Source organism: Thioalkalivibrio sp. AKL7, from assembly GCF_000381705.1.
Classification (GTDB): Bacteria; Pseudomonadota; Gammaproteobacteria; order Ectothiorhodospirales; family Ectothiorhodospiraceae; genus Thioalkalivibrio; species Thioalkalivibrio versutus.
The window spans coordinates 196,569-212,464 of the sequence record NZ_KB906947.1; the positions used below are offsets into that span (position 1 = coordinate 196,569).

A 15,896-nucleotide genomic window follows, 5' to 3' on the forward strand; every position below is an offset into this window, starting at 1 on the left:
TCGCGCCTAAAACGGCGCGTTGCTCCAGTACGGTCTCGGGGACATCCCATGTGATTTCTACCCGAGCGTCAAAAGCTGTCGCCTGCTGGGTCGACGATCGAATCGCACCCAGACAGGAGATATTCGTGGCCGCAGTAGCCTGCCTCGATCCGAAGCACACCGACGACATGGCGGAGATGGACGCGCTCATACGCTTGTGGTGTCTGCGTGTCCTGCACGACCTCCAGTTCCACACGCATGTGTCGTTGTCCGACGTCAGTCCTTCGTTGTTGGCGGCCTGTGGCCTTGAAGGAGAGGGAGCACCGGAAGGCTCGGATGTACAAAGCGAAGCCGGAACCGAGCGCAGGATTCAGGACCTCCTGGACCGAGGCGTTGGCGGCGACTTTCCCGAGCCCATGCGAACCAACCTGGAGCGATTGGGGAAACGGTTAAGCCTCAGCCCGGTTGAGATTCGGTTGTTGGGCGCGTTGGCGCTGATCCAGCTTAGTGGCGATCTGTACGAGGCACTGGACGCCTATCTGGATCGACGTTCGGGCCGCGGCTTCTACATTCTTGGTCGGTTGCTCGGAGTTCCCACGCGGGATGTCCGCGACGGCCTGGATGAAAGTGGGCGCCTCTTTGAGACGGGGCTGGTGTGCGCGTTCGGTCCCAGCCTCGGGCGCGCGAACGAGTTGCAGTTTCAGCTTCGAGGTCGGATGCACGAGGAGCTAGCGAAAGACGTCGCGGAGGTCGAGGACCTTCTTCGGTGGTTCTATACGCGTACGCCGAGTCCGGAAATCACGGTAAGCGACATCCCGCATCTGGAAGGTGAATTGCACCGCTTGGTCCAGATCATCCGGGAGAGCCAGCAACGGGGCGGCAAGGCCGTCAACATCCTTCTCTATGGTGGGCCCGGCACGGGAAAGACCGAGTTCGTTCGGCTCCTGGCGCAGGAGGTCGGGATATCCTTGGTTGAAGTGGCCCACTGCGAGCCGGATGGCGAACCCATCGGACCGTTACAGCGTCTTCGCCGTTGGTCCCTGGCTCAAAATCTCTATGGCCAGGAACGCAACGCGCTGCTGCTGTTCGACGATATGGATGATGTTTTCACCATGTCCGGGGACCAGGGCCCCCACGCTTGGTCGCGCGGCGGCGTCAAAGTGGGCAAGGCCTGGATCAACTCGAGGCTTGAGGCAAGCGTTGTACCCAGTATTTGGGTCGCCAATTCGACGTTTCAGATCGAATCGGCGTACTTGCGCCGATTCACCTACGTCAGGGAGTTTCGGTCCCCCGGCCCCGAGACACGGCGCCTGATGGTCCGTCATTGTTTCGAGGGGGTCCCGATATCGGCGGAATTCGAGGACTCCCTTTCACACCATCGCGCAGTCACTCCGGCAATGATGCGGCAGGTGGCGGCCCTGGGCTGCATGGGAACATCCGGCTCGAACATCGCGACGACGGAATCATTTCTCAGGGACCAGATCGATCAGCACCTCGGCGTACAGGGATTCGCAGCTCTGCCGAAGGCGCCGCCGGAAACGCTCCCGTGGAAGCGCGACGCCCTCGAGGCCAGCACCGACCTGGAGGAATTGTTCGAGGGTCTTCAGCGCAGTGGCCGCGGGCGTCTACTGCTTTACGGCCCACCGGGAACCGGAAAGACCGAGCTCGTCCGCGCATTGGCGCAGGAGCTTGATGCGCCGTTGATCCTGAAGCGTGCATCCGACCTGCTGGCCCAGTTTCTCGGACAGACCGAGGCCAACATCGCCGAGATGTTCGAGCAGGCGAGGGAATCGAGCGCAGTGTTGTTCCTCGACGAGGCCGACAGCTTTCTCACCGATCGGGACGGTGCTCGACATCGTTGGGAAGTCACCCAGACCAACGAACTCCTGACGCGCATGGAGGAGTTCCAGGGGATCTTCGTATGCGCAACGAACGCGTTCGACCGACTCGATGCTGCGGTGATGAGGCGCTTCGACGCCAAGATCGAACTGCAATACCCGAGTCCCGAGCGGCGCTGGGCGCTGTTTTTGAACCTTCTGGAAGCACTCTCCCTTGCCGTGCCAGACTCCGGGCAAGCGGGATACCTGCGACAACGGATCGGGCGGCTGGAGAATCTGGCCCCCGGCGACTTCGCGATGCTGTTCCGGCGCGCCTGTAACCTCGGGCATTGTTTCGAGCCGAAAACGCTCGTCGACGCTTTGGAGCGTGAGAGCGCCTCGAAAGGACGGGTCGAGGGAAGGAAATCTGGGTTTCTCTGAGTTTTCTACGCTGGTTTGCCGATTCGTTTGGGGATTCTTCCCCTTGTAACACGAAGGGTGCGAATGCTTGAGATGGACGTGACACAGAAAGGGATGGTATGCGGCCGATTATTGGGTTTTGGAGAGAGTTTCGTACGGCGTTCGAGAAGTCACTTGAAGGGATGAGGTCCGACGAGTTCCGAGAGGCCTGGAAGGGGAGTGCTGCCAGGACGAAACGGTATGAAGACCACGTCCTCCCGGAAGTGGCGAAGAAGATGGGGCTTCAGTTCCAGAAAGAGGAATTCAGAGTCGATTACACCCTGTGTGAAGTGGACTCTTCTGGTAACGCAGTTCCCATCGTTTTCGTTGAGTCAGAGAACAATGCTCGATCCGCCGGGCACGAGATGCGCAAACTTGCATGCCTTCACGCACCTCTAAAGATTCTGGTGGTCTGTGCTGAATGGTCGGCTGAGCCTGGAGATTGGGGGCACGGAGGGGATCGGAAGAGGTTGACTGATCAGTGGACCAACCGAATCCGCGTCCACAACGCCGTATGGCCGTCCGCATCAGTCACCGGGGTGATCGTTGCGGAATGGAATCGAACTCTCCGGTACTACTCCCAAGCATTCGGCCCTAGGGGCGAGATTGTTGACCCCCACGAATGCTTCTTTGAGCGTGAAATTGGCGAATAGAGGGGTTGTGGTTGAGCGGCGCAGTTCTGTGCCCGCTCGTTGCCAAAGACGATTAGGCCTGCGTTCAGGCAATCAATCCGCCTTCACGCGGATCAGCACTTCGCCCGGTTCCGGGCGCGAAGCCGGGGGCAGCGGGCGCCCATCAAGCCGATAGCCCTCGAGCGCGACCATCAGCGCATCGGCCATCTCGGTCTTGGCTTCATCACGTTCAGCGCCGTCGGTGAGCGCCTCCGGTACGTCACGGCAGGTGGCGAGGTACCGTCCAGCGGCGTCGCGCTCGATGCGGACAGGGTAATGCTGTGCGTTCATGGCAATGCTCCTGGTCTTGCGTCAACCGTCGATAAGGCTGTCTTTCCGGTGACCCACGAGGCGGATTTTGAAGGGCGGTCGCGGGCCCGGGGGGGATTCCGTTCCACCCGATACGACACGATACAAAACCTGGGCGACAGAAAACGACGCACTGGGGTGAGATGCTGGGAAGGCATTCAGCCGTAGCACGAGGCCAATGAAGACGAAGCGCCTAGCCCGGGGTATTGCCCCGCTTGTGCTGGCCTTGCTTGCAGGCTGCACGACTCCGACGCTCCCCTCGGGCAATAGTCACCACGTGGGCCAGCCCTTGATCCGCGAGGCGGATAGCCGGATCACGGGATACGTCGACCAAAAGCGGTTCGGGCCGACGTACATTCGTGCCCCGGACGGACGGATCCTGGGGACGGTAGAAGAGGGACCGGGCGCGGCACCCACGTATATTGGCGGAACGGATAGTCGAATCCTGCGCCAGATCGACTGATTAGGGTGGGCAGGTGGCAAATGCCTGAACCCACGAACGACGGTCCCTGGTTCGGGAGTGGAACGGGGTAGCGCCCCCACGTACGCGGCCGCCTGTGAACCAAGCAGTGGGTTCTCGGATGGCTTCTGGGTGGTTGGAATGGATCAAAGGGGGGATGAAGTGGAAGATTTCGAGAGCCGCGTTGTAGAGCATGGCGATGGCGGTTGGACGCTATGGGTCCAGCAACCTGGAAGCGGGCCATTCGCGGTCCTTGAGGGCTATCCCGGCAACCTGCCAGACGGGCGGGGCGTGATGGGACGTGAAACGAATGCCGCCTTGAGCCTCCACGTAGAGGACGACAAGGATGGCTCAGTCGCCGAGATCTACCTTGACGGGCATGCACAGAATGCCAAGAGGATCCGCTTCCCGTTCTCCCATTCCTCGGAAGTGGTTCGGTTTTTCAAGTGGGCGGTCTCCCCGGGGATGATGGGTATAGATGCCGCCGACGTGTTCTCGGTGCTTCCCATGACAGACGGGATGGGTCTTATAGCCGAATGCCAGCGCCCCAGGGGGCAACGCGATCTGGACGATGTTCAAGAGATTCTTGCCGGACAAGTGAGTGAGCATGGTCCGGCGTGCTCGGCTATGGTGGTGCTTCCGGTGGACGACACCGTGACGCCGGGGACTGTGGATGTCGTTGCCCAGTCCGTAAGGCGCAATATTCCCAGAGAGTCCGCTCTGGTTCTGGCCGCACCGCTTGCGGTCGCGGATCGGGAACCGATGAGGACCGGTGTTTTTTGGAGTTCGCTTGGTTGAGGGGGTGGTATGGAAGTGATGGGGCAGCCCGTGGAGAAACTGGCGAAGGATGCAGCATGCCAGTTGTGGGAGGGTCTGCGCTGGTATTGGCCGGCTTTCGGGAACAATGGGATCGGCGAGAGCAACGCGATTTCGGCACTGATCCGCGTTCTGCAGGATCGATCAGGCTCGGCCTGCACAAAAACCAATAGATGCCAGGGGTGCTCCGGCTATTTCTTTCAGGCTTATACAGAAGCACCATCAACACCGCTTACCGCTGGGGAGAACCAAAGGGAGCCCCAGTCGGCGAAGAATCGTCGGTTGGATCTGGTGGTCACTTGGGGCTGCCGCGAGCAACTGGAGGGTAGGCTCCTTGTAGAGGCCAAGCGTTTGCACAACACGAGTACCGCAGACTCGCTGACACGAGATATCGATCGAATAAACGAGTTCAGTTTTATTAAAGAAAACAACGACGGAGCGCAGGTCCTCGATAAGCTCGAGAGTGATGTTGGATTGATTGTGGCTTTGACTTGCGACTATCAATTGGCTAAGTGGTGGGGTGGGAAATTCGGTTCAAGAACAACAGACTCACCGGGTCGTGTACCCAAAGGAAAGTGGGCGCGAAGTTGGCAAGATCTCGGTGACGCTCTTTCCGGGCTTGTGGATCCAGTGGGTGGTTATGAGAAGCTCCCTTGGAAGGAACTGTTTAGCGAATATAACGAGAGCGAAGAGAGCGAAGAGAGCGAAGAGGGCGAAGAGAGCGAAGAGAGCGAAGAGAGTGAATATTTTTTGTATGCGTTCTTTTCGCGGTCTGGGTGTTCAGTATAGCAACGCCACGGGGGGTGGATGCAGGAGCGAGTAGCCCTCGGAGGAACTTGCCTGTGTCCCGGCTGTGGAGCTTGCGAGGGGTGCGCTCGCGGTCTTCAGGTCCCGGGCTGAGCCTTGCTGTTGGACGGGTTTTGGTCGCTCGTAAAGGCGGTATGTGGGGTTCTATCATAAATAAAGGGGGTGGTATGAGGTTCTCTGGGGAAGTCGAGGTTGAAGACAGCGAATTTGAAATGGCGTTCAAAGAACTAATCGTGCGTTCGGGCGAGGTTGGCTTTCGACTGCGAGGATATGACTTGGATTGGGGCGTTTTTCATGTCAGCGGCACGGCAACCAAGCTTCCTGAGGGAGAGGGGTTCTCGGCGGAGGCAGTCGCTGAGTACGAGCGCTATCCTCCTGGCAATGATCGGACGGAATTCTCGCTACTGCTCGAAAAGGTAGAGCTGCTTGATGACGGTCAGGCCTGCCGCGTCGTTGGAGCATGGATCGAGCGCCCTGATCGGTGGCCGTTCAGTGGCACGTTAGATAGGGCTTGATCGTTCAGTGGCACGTTAGATAGGGCTTGATGCGACTGGCTTGTCCGTTTCTTGTCCGGGTGGGCGGGTACCAAAAATGAACAACGGATTTCTCCATCGGCGGCGGGGGTGGAGGTTCGCGGGTGAGTGTCGGACGCGTGCCGGGGAAATCGACTTCGGCCGCGCCGTAGGAGATGTGCAACGCGGGTGGCCGGGTTCCCTGGCAGATCGAGTGTTAACAGGGCGGATCCCGGGCGTCAGGGTTTGACGCCCCGCTATCGCATTCTCCCGGTCTCGGGTCCCGAGAGGGGCCGATCATGACCAAGGGGAGAATGAACATGCATAGAAACATCCTTGCCGTTGCTGCGTTCGCAGCGATGTTTGGCGTTGGGACCGCGCAGGCGTCGGGTTTCAATGGCGGCTACGTCGGTGGCCAGATTGGAGGGGCCTCGTACGATATCGACGCGTCTGTGAGTGGAGTCGGCAGCCTCTCCGGGCTGAGCGGTACGGGAGTGACCGGCGGGATCTTCGCCGGCTATGGAGGCGTATCCGATGGAGGTGTCTACGGCGGAATCGAAATCGACGCCCAGGCTGAGGACGCGGATGCCACGGTGTCGATCGACGGCGAAGGCACCGCCGGTGTCGAGGCCCGGCACAGCTACGGAGTCACCGGACGTATCGGCGGGCTAGTGAGCGACAGCGTGCTCGTCTACGGTCTTTTGGGCTATCAGCAAACGGAAGTCCGCAGCAGCGTGCGCGGTCCGGGCTTCGTGAATGGCTCGGATACCGACCGTATCAGCGGCCCTCGAATCGGGGCGGGCGTGGAAGTGCAGCGTGATACCGGATGGTTCATGCGGGGCGAGGTGTCCTACACCGCCTACAGCAGCGAGTCGTATGGCGACCTGGAGATCGACCCCGGTGCGACTCGTGTGCAATTCGGTCTTGGCTACCGGTTCTGACGGTTCGAGTCGCGCATTCGTACGCTCGAAGGATGACCTTACTTAGCGGCATCCGATCCCGGGAGGTGGCGTCGTCGTCATCTCCCGGTTTTGCGTTGGGGCAGGCCGCCTGTCAGTCTGAATAGGGGGCAGGGGCCTGCGCCGGATGAACAGGGAGCCGGAGATGAGTCAGGGCAACGGAATGCGTGCCACGCTGCAGCGTCGGATGCTGCTGCTGGGGATGATCCCAAGACAGCCTCGCCGTGTGAGTGCGCCGGCTCTGGTCGAATACCTGCAGGCGCGTGGGCTGTCCACCACGCTGCGCACCATTGAGCGGGACCTGGAGGCGCTATCCGGCTTCCTGCCACTGGGTCGAGATGAGCGTGATCGGCCGTACGGGTGGTACTGGCTGTCCGAGGCGCCGCTTCAGGATGTTCCCGCGCTCGACCCGGAGACGGCCCTGACGCTGCAGATCCTGGATGCCCATGCTGCTCGGCTGTTACCGCCATCTGCACGCGAGCGCCTGAAGCCGCAGATCGCACGAGCGCGTGACGTGCTGGATGCCGCCGGGCAGGACTCCGGTCTGAGCCTGTGGCCCGAGCGGATACGGATACTCTCAAATGGTCCCCCGCTGGATCCTCCCGAAATGCCTAAGGGCGTTTTCCCGGTCCTTCAGCAGGGCCTGCTGGAGCGCCGCTGCCTGGATATCACCTACCGCTCCCGCTCGCGTGGGCGCGTAAAGGATCACCGGATCCACCCGCTGGCCCTCGTGTTCCGCGAGCCGGTCACCTACCTGCTCGCGACCATCGAACCCCATCAGGATGCCCTTCACTTGGCAGCCCACCGCATCGAGGCGGCCACGCTGACGGACCGCCCCGCCGGCGATCCCGTCGATGGGTTCGACCTGGACCAGCTCATCCGGGATGGCGCCTTCGATTACCCCGAGGGCGAGCGCATTCAGCTCGACATTCGAGTGAATGGCGACTTGGCCTACCACCTCCACGAGGCGCGTTTGTCGGACGATCAGACGATCGAGGCGCAGGCCGATGGCACATCCAGAGTAACCGCGACCGTGCGGGATACCGCCCGCCTCAAGTGGTGGCTGCTGGGGTTGGGTGCGGGTGTAGAGGTGATTGGGCCGAAGGCGCTGCGCGATGCGATTGCCCAGGAGCTGGAATCGGCCCGGGTCGCCTACCGATCGGAGGCGCGTGCGTGAGGGGTCTTCGCGCTTTGCGGGACGGATGGCTGGGACTCTCCGGTCGCCGCCGCTCCGCCACGCAAGCGGACGTCCAAGCCTGGACCGTCGGCAAGCTCCTGCTGGAGCTTCCGCGCTGTGGCCCTCGCATACGGCTCCTGTGGCCGCAGAACGACCGGACGAACACAGGCTGTGAATGGATCGTGCCTGCGAGTGACCTGGCGGACTGGATTCAGTCGCGTCCCAAGCCCGTAGTCGCCGCGAGGCCGGACGGGGTCCGCCGGGCTTTCCACCTGTGGATCCAGGCCGCGCATGATCAGGGCAATGCCACCACGGATCTTCCGGAGGCGTTTCGAGCCGAGGTGCAGGGCCGCTACAGGGAGATCCTGTCGGCGACCACGGGAGACCTTCGTTGCGTGCAGTGCCAGGCGTTCGTGGTGTCCCCGTGGGTGGAGGAAGAGGGCAGAACCCAGGATGGCGCATTCACCCTCTCGACGACGCGCGTTTGTTGCGAACGCGGCCACGATCTTTTCCGCGAAGACGCGGCGATCGAAATCCATCGTGGAGCCAGCGCGCCTGTTTGATCCGGCGCGATGCATACGCCGATCCGCGGGCGCGGCCCGCGCAATTTGCAAAGGAGACAGGGTGATCATCGGACGACTGGCAGGGTTTGTGTTGGGCGGGCTGTTTCTGGCCGGGTGTACGACCACACCGGTCACGCTGGATCCGGCCTCGAGCCGTGATGCGGCTGTGGCCGGCGACGCAAATGTGGAGATGGCGACGGTTACCGACAGTCGCCGCCATGGGGCGAACTGGCTGGGGGCCATACGGGGCGGTTTCGGGAATCCATTGCAGACGCTCAAGACCGAGGAGCCGGTATCCGAGGTGGTCCGCGAACAGTTCATCACGGGACTGGAACAGCGCGGCATGCTGGCGCAGGAAGGCGAGGGGGAGTTCATTCTCGAGGTTGATATCGAGCAACTGGATTCGAACCAGGTGATGCGGCGCGAGGCGCATTCGAGACTGGATGTCGCCCTGATCGAACAGGGCTCACGCCAGATCGTCTACGAGAATTCGGTTCGCTCGAGCAATGTGGAGGGCGGTGCCGGGGGCGGGATCTTCGCATCCATCGAGAAGCTCGAAGAGATCCTGACGCGGACCCTTTGGGAGACCATCGACGAGGCCCTGGACGACGAGCGTCTGCACCAGGCCATCGCCGACGGCCCCGCCGAGGCTCAGCCATCCAGCGAGCTGGAGGCGGATATTGAGGCCCTCCGACGGCTTCGAGACCGCGGTGTGATGACGGAAGACGAGTACCGCGAGCGTGTACTGCATCTGGTGGACTGACTCGCGGATTACGGACTGGCGGGAGTCCTGCGGAGGCTCGACAGCGGGGCTTCGGGCGAATCAAACAGGGAGAACGGAACATGGATGTGTTTTGCACCCAATGCGGGGCGCAGGCGGCCGAAGGCGCGCGGTACTGCGGGAAGTGTGGAGCGACGCTCGCCAGTGCGGAATTGTCTGCAACCAATGAACAGGCCGTTTCATCGACGAGCCACACGGGAGGGGCGCGTGTTCCGGATCCCGGGGTCAGTGACGCCACGGACCTTCGATACGCGGGTTTCTGGTATCGCGTGCTCGCATGGGTGATCGACTACGTCCTCTCATTGATCGTGACGCTGTTCATCGTCCTGCCCATCGGGTTCCTGTACGGGATCATGATGATGGGGTCTGCGACCGGGCCGGAAATCGAAGCGAGTGCGGAAGGGCTCGGCCACATTCTCGGCATTGTGATCGCGTGGCTGTACTGGACGGTTTTCGAGTCCTCCGGCTGGCAGGCGACCCCCGGCAAACGGATGTTGGGCCTTCGCGTGACGGACGCCGAAGGCAACCGGATTGGCTTTGGCCGAGCGAATGCCCGCTACTGGTCCAAGATCCTGTCGGCACTGATCCTGTTTATCGGCTTCCTGATGGTGGCCTTCACCCGTCGCAAGCAGGGCCTGCATGACCTGATCGCCTCAACGCTTGTGCTACGCCGCTGAGTCCAGCCGCCCAGATACGCTCCGTTCGTCGAGCGCCACAGCATGGCCTGCGCCGTGCGACTGGTTTGGTCGCACCAATGCCCCAGGGTGGGCGTGAGCTCTGTCAAACAGCAAGGAGATGGCGATGACGAAGCGAATGTATTTTGGATCGGCGTTGATGTTTGGGGTGGTTGTGGCTCTGGGAGCGGTGTCAGCCCAGGAGAGGGTTCAGACGACTGATGGTCGGGAGATCCTCCTCCACGCGGACGGGACCTACGAGATGGTCGGCGAAAGCCCGGAACGGACACGGGACGCTGCGAATGGCTACCGTTCGGTTTCCCTGACGGACCTGAAACTGGACATGAACCGCATGGGTGGGGAGCAGGTGAAGCTGACAGCCTCGGTGCAGTCCATCGCAGGCATGGTGATGTTGACTGATCCCGGGCAGCCGTTCGATGCGAACCCTGTGATGGCGGATGCAGAGCGCCTGCCACGTAATGACCGGGCGCAGATCCTGGAGCGCTGTTCGACCTCGGGTTGCCGCGTAACCGTCCAGGGCGAGGTGAAGCACCTTGGATTTGGAGAATACGGCCTCGAGCTCCATCGGATCGTGCGTGATTGAGTGCCAGCCGTGCAGACGACCTCGACGAAGTGCCATGGGCCCACTCAATGAGAGAGGCCGCCAGGCGTTTCTGCTGAAGTTGGCCCAAGCCCGTGGGTGTCCCTGGCAGTGCTGGCTGTACCTGTCGCGCCGGCGCTACACGTTAGCGCTCACCCAGCCGTAGTCGGTTTCGACCTGAACGTTTCGCTGTGGATAGCGCGTCGTCAGCCCGACGGAGAAGGTCCTCGAACCCTTCGTGTTCGAACAGTGTCGCGGCTCCGATCGATACGGTCATCCTGTGCTCGTGGTTCATCCCCGGCACGTCGAGGGTTGGTATTGCCTCGACGACGCGCGTACCGAGCTGTTCAGCGCCCAACTGATCGGTTTCCGGCAGGAGCACCACGAACTCTTCGCCGCCGATGCGCCCTATGAAATCGGTATCGCGCAACAGGCTGGCACAGCACTGTGTGAACTGGCGCAGGGCTTCATCCCCTTGGGCGTGGCCGTACCGGGTGTTGATCGTCTTGAAGTGGTCGATGTCCAGGACGAGCAGCGAAAGCGGGCGGTGGTGCCGGTGAGCCCGTTCGATTTCGTGCTCGGCCTGCTCGAAGAGGGCCCGTCGGTTGGCGATGCCGGTCAGGGGGTCGGTGTAGGCCGCCTCTCGCCAGTACTGTTCGAGTTGCTTGCGGGGCGTGACGTTGACGGCGACCCAGAGGACCACCGGCTTTGAATGATCGTAGCTGGGCAGCGGAAGGGCCCGGCCCTCGAACCACTGCTCGGCCTGGTGGTGATCGTTGTCCCGGACGGACGGAGGAAGCAGCATCACATCGGCAACGCATAGTTGATACTCCAGCGTTTGCATCTCTCCGGTGCGCAGGGCTTGCTGCACGTGGGTCAAACATGCCTCGGCGACCGGTGGCGGAAGGGCATCCGCGAGCGTATAGCCTTCCAGTGACTTGCCGCTCGCGTACATGGCCTCGTTGGCGCCGCCGATGACCTTCACATACCGCCCTTCCGCGTCCAGCACGAAAGAAATGTCGGGCAGGGCTTTCAGCAGCGTGAGGAGTTGATCCCTTTCCGCCTTCAGGGCGGCAATGGTGCCAGCTTGTGTCGACTCTTGAATGTCATCCATGTGGCGCTCCTTGGCCTCTGCAATCCGTGCTGCTACGCGTTGGCGGTTTTGGGTCAGGCGAAGCCGGCCCGTCGTGCGCCCGCACCGGGCTTGATGCGATGCTCGGCGACCAGGGCGTTGGCAAGTGCCTGCAAGGTGAGGCCCGCGCTTGGCGTGCCCCGGAGCGATTGGCTTCTTCGCACCACCGTCGCGAAGTCGCCAGGAGTGAGGCTGTCGAGCTGGCGTACGATGGCGTGAGCGGTATCGAGCGCGGCACGATCGTCTGCATCGCTCGGCTGGAGTCGCGAGACAAGTTGGTCGAAGAGTTGCGCGCGTTGCTGGTGATCCAGTGGGCGCAATTCCAGCTTGTGGTCGAAGCGGCGCAGGGCGGCCGGGTCCAGGGCTTCGAGGCAGTTGGTGGCGCAGATGAGGATGCCGTCGAACGCCTCGATCTGGACGAGCAGTTCATTGGTTTGCGTCATCTCCCAGGTCTGGCGGGCCCGGGACCGAGCCGTGAGGAAGCTATCCGCCTCGTCGAGTAACAGAACGGCCCCTTCCTTCCGCGTTTCCCGAAAAGCCTGGGCCAGGTTCTTCTCGGTCACCCCCACGTATGGCGAGATCAGTTCCGAGGCGGTGCGCTTGCGCAGCGGACGGTCCGCGTGTTCGGCAAGATGATGAGCCAGCGCTGTCTTGCCGGTGCCGGGTGGGCCATACGCCAGCAGGGTGCCTTGCCCACCAGCGACCAGGTCCTGGACGACCGCCTCGACCGGCGTGTCGGTATTGAGATATTCGAGGCCGTAATCCAGTGCATCCAGCCCACGGGGCGTGATCATTGGTGGGCGCCCCTGAAGTTCTGCTTGCTGGTCAAGGTGATTCGCCATAACCAATTCCGGCGCATCCGGGCCATTACGTAGAAGCCGTGCCACCCGGGCGGCGCGGCTGATCTCGGCAGGGGTCAGGGCGTCTCTCCCGGCCGTGTAATCGAGCCAGGCCTCGGTCACGTCGAGATCTTCACAGGCGCGCGCCAGGAGTGCGCGTCGGACCGAACGTGGTGGGTGCCCTACTTCTAGGGCGTAGTCGAAACGGCGCAGGTACGCTGGGTCCAGTTGATCCCAATGGTTGGTGATCCAAATCGCCGGAACGGGATTTTCCTCCAGCATCTGGTTGGTCCAGGCCTTCCCGCGATTTTTCGAGCGATGGTGGCCGCCAAACTGCGCCGCGTCTGAACTGGCGTCGAACACATCCTCGATTTCGTCGAAGATGATCAAGGCATCCTTGGCCCGGCGCAGCAGGTACTGGCAGAGCTGGTAGGCGCGTTGCCGACGGTGCGGTTCCATCGGGCTACCGTTGTCATCTTCGTGGTTCACCTCCCGTGCGTGTAGCTCGGCTTCGCAGGCGACGCGGCGCGCGATCTGCGTCTTCCCCGTGCCTGGGGGTCCATACAACAGGATGTTGACGCCCTGAACGCCATCCCCGGCCGCCTGCAGGAGCAGCGCCTTGACTCGTTCGATATCGGGTTCGAGGTGTGACAGGGCAAGTTGATTCTCCTCGGGAACGGGCGCGTCACGGAAGAACCCCGCGAAGATGCGGTCGGGGGAGTCCAACGTTCCGAGCAGTTGGGAGGCGAGACTGTCCAGCAAATCGAACCCGAGATCGCGGCTGTTGTGCGACGACACCATTACAAGGCCAGAACGGACCAGGGTTTCGCTGCGTGAGAGGGCGTTCTGGATCTCCCCTGTGGTCCGGTTCAGGGCAAGCGCGACGATTTCTGCCGAGGCCAGGTCGCAGGATTCGCGAACATCGGATAACAGGTGTTCAAAGCTGTAGTGGGACGCATAGATGGTGAGAAACTCCAGGATTTCGCATTCGGTGTCGTTCAGGCCCAATGGTTCAGCAAGGATCCGGACGTTCCGCGCGATCGCGCGGTCCTGGAACCGCGATTCATCGGCCTCGAATGTCCGAAGGCGTTCGTGAACGGCTTGCTCCAAGGCGAGATGGTCATCCTCGTGTTCTTCGTCGAGGTGTATCCCGAGTCCCTTTAGCTCGCCTCTACGTCGCCAGGAATCCAGATTGTCGCTCGCATCCCGCGGCAGGGCGGTTGCAAGGATTCGCAGGCTCCACAGCGTTCTCATGTTTCGTACGTCGTTCGAGGGGGATGGACGGCTGGATCGCATGCGGTGTCTGCGCAGTCGACGACGAAGGTTCAAGGGCATGGAGCACTCCTGGATCTAGTGAGGCCCCAGCTTCATCCAGGAAGGCGACAGAGTTTGACGCATGACAGATTCGGAAGGATCGTCCTTTTCCCTCTATAGGGATGGGCCACGCACTCCTTGGCGAATGCGTGTTGCCCCATCAGTCGCGGATCTCGTAGAGCAGCACGCCTCGAGTATCGCGGACCTGCTTCTGACCCAAGGCGCCTTCGATGATGTAGCCCTTGCGGTTCCCGTCGGCGTCATAGATGGAGGGCTTGCCGAATCCGGCAGGCGCCGTCCCGGCGCACCCTGCCAGCAGGCAAGCGAGTCCGATCACGATCCATCTCATGGCGATCTCCTGTTCTGGTGATGTTTCGGCCAGTCTGGCGCCTCCGTCCGACATGACCTGACGCCCCGATGAGATGTACTCGGAGGAGCGAAAGGGTAGGGGTTCGGTTTGCCATGAGGGCGGTGTGGGATAAGGTGGCGCCAAATGCACTGGCATTTAACGGACTGGGCGGCAGGGGAGAAGGGATGCCGGAAGGGCAGGGAATGCGCGCCACGTTGCAGCGCCGGATGTTGTTGCTGGGAATGATCCCGCGGCGCCCGAGGCGGCTTAGCGCCCCGGATCTCAAGGAGCGGCTCGCCTATCGCGGTATCGACGTGTCGCTGCGCACGGTCGAACGCGATGTTGAGAATCTCTCATCCTTCCTCCCGCTGGGTTGCGACGACCGTGAACGGCCCTACGGCTGGTACTGGTCCGACGACGCGCCACTGCAGGACGTTCCCGCACTGGACCCGGAGACGGCTCTCACGCTCGCCATTGTGGATGCCCATGCGTCCAGCCTGCTGCCGCCGGCCGCCCGCGACCGGCTCAAGGCGCACGTGAAACGGGCCACGGAGGTGCTCGAGGCGTCCGGCGAAGGCTCCGGGCTTCGTCTGTGGCCGGATCGCGTCCGTATCCTATCGGCGGGGCCACCACTGAACCCACCGCCGATCCCGGACGGCGTGTTCCCCACGGTGCAGCAAGCCCTGCTCGAACGGCGATGCCTCGACGTCACCTATCGCTCCCGTTCCCGCGGGCACACGCGTGATCACCGCATTCATCCACTGGCGCTCGTGTTCCGCGAGCCGATCACCTATCTGCTGGCGACCATGGAGCCGTACCAGAATGTCCTGCAATTGGCCGTCCACCGCCTTGAGGCGGTGAGCCTCACCGATGTACCCGCCAAAGATCCCGATGCCGGTTTCGATCTGGCAAAGCGGATCGCCGACGGCGACTTCGACTACCCCGAGGGTGACACGATGACCCTCGAGTTGCGTGTCAACGCGGATCTCGCGTACCACCTGCATGAGGCCCGGCTGTCCGACGACCAGGCCATCGAACGGGACCCTGATGGAGGCTCCCGTGTGACCGCCACCGTGCGAGACACCGCCCGATTCAAATGGTGGTTGTTGGGACTGGGTGCGGGTGTTGAGGTGCTTCAACCCGCCCATCTGCGCAAAGCGATTGCGGAGGAGATTGAAGCTGCGCAGCAGCGCTATCGGAAGCCCCACCCGTGAAGGCGGGCCAGATGTTTCGTTCCTGGTTGGGGAAGGCGGACCGCCGAACGTCGCATGAGCCACGGCGGGAGGCCGATGCAAGGAGGGTCGGCCAACTCCTCCTTGAACTGCCTCGTTGCCAGCGCCAGGTCCGTGTTCGGCGGCCGTCCGGGGGTGATGAGAAGGTTCAATGCGAATGGGTGGTATCCGCCCGGGAATTGGAAGCCTGGTTAAGTGACAGGCACAAGTCACTGGCCGTAGCGCGTGCGGACTCGATGGCCTTCCTGTTGTGGTTACAGGGAGCCGAGGAGCGTTCCGATACGATCTCTGATCTGCCCGAGCCCTTTGGATCACTTATTCTCCCTCAACTGGGCGAACTGATTCCGCGGCTGGAGGGAACACTGACCTGTGCACAGTGCGGTGCGACGGTCGGTCGGCTGGACCAAGAAGAACGGGATCGAGGCCGCGACGGCGCTTTCACAAC

15 protein-coding genes and 2 pseudogenes are annotated in these 15,896 nt (G+C 62.1%); 13 read left to right on the plus strand and 4 right to left on the minus strand.

All coding sequences use genetic code 11. The features are described 5' to 3' along the window. Positions 1–125: 125 nt before the first annotated feature. Positions 126–2,237 (plus strand): AAA family ATPase, encoded by a 2,112-nt coding sequence (locus G315_RS0100835; RefSeq protein WP_019611690.1) that lies wholly within the window; start codon positions 126–128, stop codon positions 2,235–2,237. Positions 2,238–2,980: 743 nt separating this feature from the next. Here G315_RS0100835 and G315_RS0100845 read toward each other — a convergent pair. Further along, entirely contained in the window at positions 2,981–3,217 is a 237-nt protein-coding gene (locus tag G315_RS0100845; protein WP_018939056.1) for a type II toxin-antitoxin system HicB family antitoxin, read from the minus strand. Positions 3,218–3,413: 196 nt separating this feature from the next. Here G315_RS0100845 and G315_RS14690 point away from each other — a divergent pair, with 196 nt between their 5' ends. The 11 genes and pseudogenes from G315_RS14690 (at position 3,414) to G315_RS0100890 (ending at position 10,588) form a co-directional block, all read left to right on the plus strand. Continuing rightward, positions 3,414–3,698, plus strand: a complete 285-nt coding sequence (locus G315_RS14690) for a hypothetical protein (RefSeq protein WP_019611692.1) — start codon at positions 3,414–3,416, stop codon at positions 3,696–3,698. 159 nt (positions 3,699–3,857) lie between these two features. Further along, positions 3,858–4,493: a hypothetical protein gene (locus tag G315_RS0100855; protein ID WP_231370697.1), complete on the plus strand. Its 636-nt coding sequence runs from the start codon at positions 3,858–3,860 to the stop codon at positions 4,491–4,493. A 9-nt stretch (positions 4,494–4,502) separates the two neighbouring features. Continuing rightward, positions 4,503–5,300 carry a hypothetical protein gene (locus G315_RS14495; protein ID WP_155986082.1) on the plus strand — a complete coding sequence of 266 codons (798 nt, stop codon included), beginning with the start codon at positions 4,503–4,505 and terminating at the stop codon, positions 5,298–5,300. Positions 5,301–5,485: 185 nt separating this feature from the next. After that, a complete protein-coding gene (locus tag G315_RS0100860; protein WP_019611694.1) occupies positions 5,486–5,833 on the plus strand; it encodes a hypothetical protein in 348 nt (115 codons plus the stop codon). A gap of 296 nt (positions 5,834–6,129) precedes the next feature. Continuing rightward, positions 6,130–6,771, plus strand: a complete 642-nt coding sequence (locus G315_RS0100865; RefSeq protein ID WP_019611695.1) for an outer membrane protein — start codon at positions 6,130–6,132, stop codon at positions 6,769–6,771. A 163-nt stretch (positions 6,772–6,934) separates the two neighbouring features. Next, positions 6,935–7,966 carry a YafY family protein gene (locus G315_RS0100870; RefSeq protein ID WP_019611696.1) on the plus strand — a complete coding sequence of 344 codons (1,032 nt, stop codon included), beginning with the start codon at positions 6,935–6,937 and terminating at the stop codon, positions 7,964–7,966. Continuing rightward, positions 7,963–8,529, plus strand: coding sequence for a hypothetical protein (locus tag G315_RS14595; protein WP_019611697.1), 567 nt, complete (start codon positions 7,963–7,965; stop codon positions 8,527–8,529). The genes G315_RS0100870 and G315_RS14595 overlap by 4 nt, the downstream gene beginning before the upstream one ends. A 61-nt stretch (positions 8,530–8,590) precedes the next feature. Beyond that, the gene (locus tag G315_RS0100880) at positions 8,591–9,292 is read left to right on the plus strand and encodes a YajG family lipoprotein (RefSeq protein ID WP_019611698.1); all 702 of its coding nucleotides are present in this window, start codon (positions 8,591–8,593) and stop codon (positions 9,290–9,292) included. 80 nt (positions 9,293–9,372) lie between these two features. Next, positions 9,373–9,444, plus strand: a pseudogene (locus G315_RS14815) (zinc-ribbon domain-containing protein); the annotation flags it as partial. 102 nt (positions 9,445–9,546) lie between these two features. Continuing rightward, positions 9,547–9,987, plus strand: a pseudogene (locus tag G315_RS13680) (RDD family protein); the annotation flags it as partial. Between the two features lie 124 nt (positions 9,988–10,111). Continuing rightward, a complete protein-coding gene (locus tag G315_RS0100890) occupies positions 10,112–10,588 on the plus strand; it encodes a hypothetical protein (RefSeq protein WP_019611700.1) in 477 nt (158 codons plus the stop codon). 142 nt (positions 10,589–10,730) lie between these two features. Here the strand turns inward: G315_RS0100890 and G315_RS0100895 are convergent, their stop codons facing one another. The 3 genes from G315_RS0100895 to G315_RS0100905 form a co-directional block, all read right to left on the minus strand. Then, positions 10,731–11,699, minus strand: coding sequence for a sensor domain-containing diguanylate cyclase (locus tag G315_RS0100895; RefSeq protein WP_019611701.1), 969 nt, complete (start codon positions 11,697–11,699; stop codon positions 10,731–10,733). Positions 11,700–11,752: 53 nt separating this feature from the next. Further along, positions 11,753–13,564, minus strand: coding sequence for an ATP-binding protein (locus tag G315_RS0100900; protein ID WP_038034605.1), 1,812 nt, complete (start codon positions 13,562–13,564; stop codon positions 11,753–11,755). Between the two features lie 466 nt (positions 13,565–14,030). Continuing rightward, positions 14,031–14,219 (minus strand): hypothetical protein, encoded by a 189-nt coding sequence (locus G315_RS0100905; protein WP_019611703.1) that lies wholly within the window; start codon positions 14,217–14,219, stop codon positions 14,031–14,033. Between the two features lie 185 nt (positions 14,220–14,404). Here G315_RS0100905 and G315_RS0100910 point away from each other — a divergent pair, with 185 nt between their 5' ends. After that, positions 14,405–15,433, plus strand: coding sequence for a YafY family protein (locus G315_RS0100910; RefSeq protein WP_026338798.1), 1,029 nt, complete (start codon positions 14,405–14,407; stop codon positions 15,431–15,433). Positions 15,434–15,896 lie beyond the last annotated feature (463 nt).

Bases quoted from the DNA above. Each gene is read 5' to 3' on its own strand.
- G315_RS0100910 (WP_026338798.1), top strand. From the start codon at position 14,405: ATGCCGGAAGGGCAGGGAATGCGCGCCACGTTGCAGCGCCGGATGTTG.
- G315_RS0100905 (WP_019611703.1), bottom strand. From the start codon at position 14,219: ATGAGATGGATCGTGATCGGACTCGCTTGCCTGCTGGCAGGGTGCGCC.
- G315_RS0100865 (WP_019611695.1), top strand. From the start codon at position 6,130: ATGACCAAGGGGAGAATGAACATGCATAGAAACATCCTTGCCGTTGCT.
- G315_RS0100895 (WP_019611701.1), bottom strand. From the start codon at position 11,699: ATGGATGACATTCAAGAGTCGACACAAGCTGGCACCATTGCCGCCCTG.
- G315_RS0100870 (WP_019611696.1), top strand. From the start codon at position 6,935: ATGAGTCAGGGCAACGGAATGCGTGCCACGCTGCAGCGTCGGATGCTG.
- G315_RS0100890 (WP_019611700.1), top strand. From the start codon at position 10,112: ATGACGAAGCGAATGTATTTTGGATCGGCGTTGATGTTTGGGGTGGTT.
- G315_RS0100860 (WP_019611694.1), top strand. From the start codon at position 5,486: ATGAGGTTCTCTGGGGAAGTCGAGGTTGAAGACAGCGAATTTGAAATG.
- G315_RS14690 (WP_019611692.1), top strand. From the start codon at position 3,414: ATGAAGACGAAGCGCCTAGCCCGGGGTATTGCCCCGCTTGTGCTGGCC.
- G315_RS0100845 (WP_018939056.1), bottom strand. From the start codon at position 3,217: ATGAACGCACAGCATTACCCTGTCCGCATCGAGCGCGACGCCGCTGGA.
- G315_RS14495 (WP_155986082.1), top strand. From the start codon at position 4,503: ATGGAAGTGATGGGGCAGCCCGTGGAGAAACTGGCGAAGGATGCAGCA.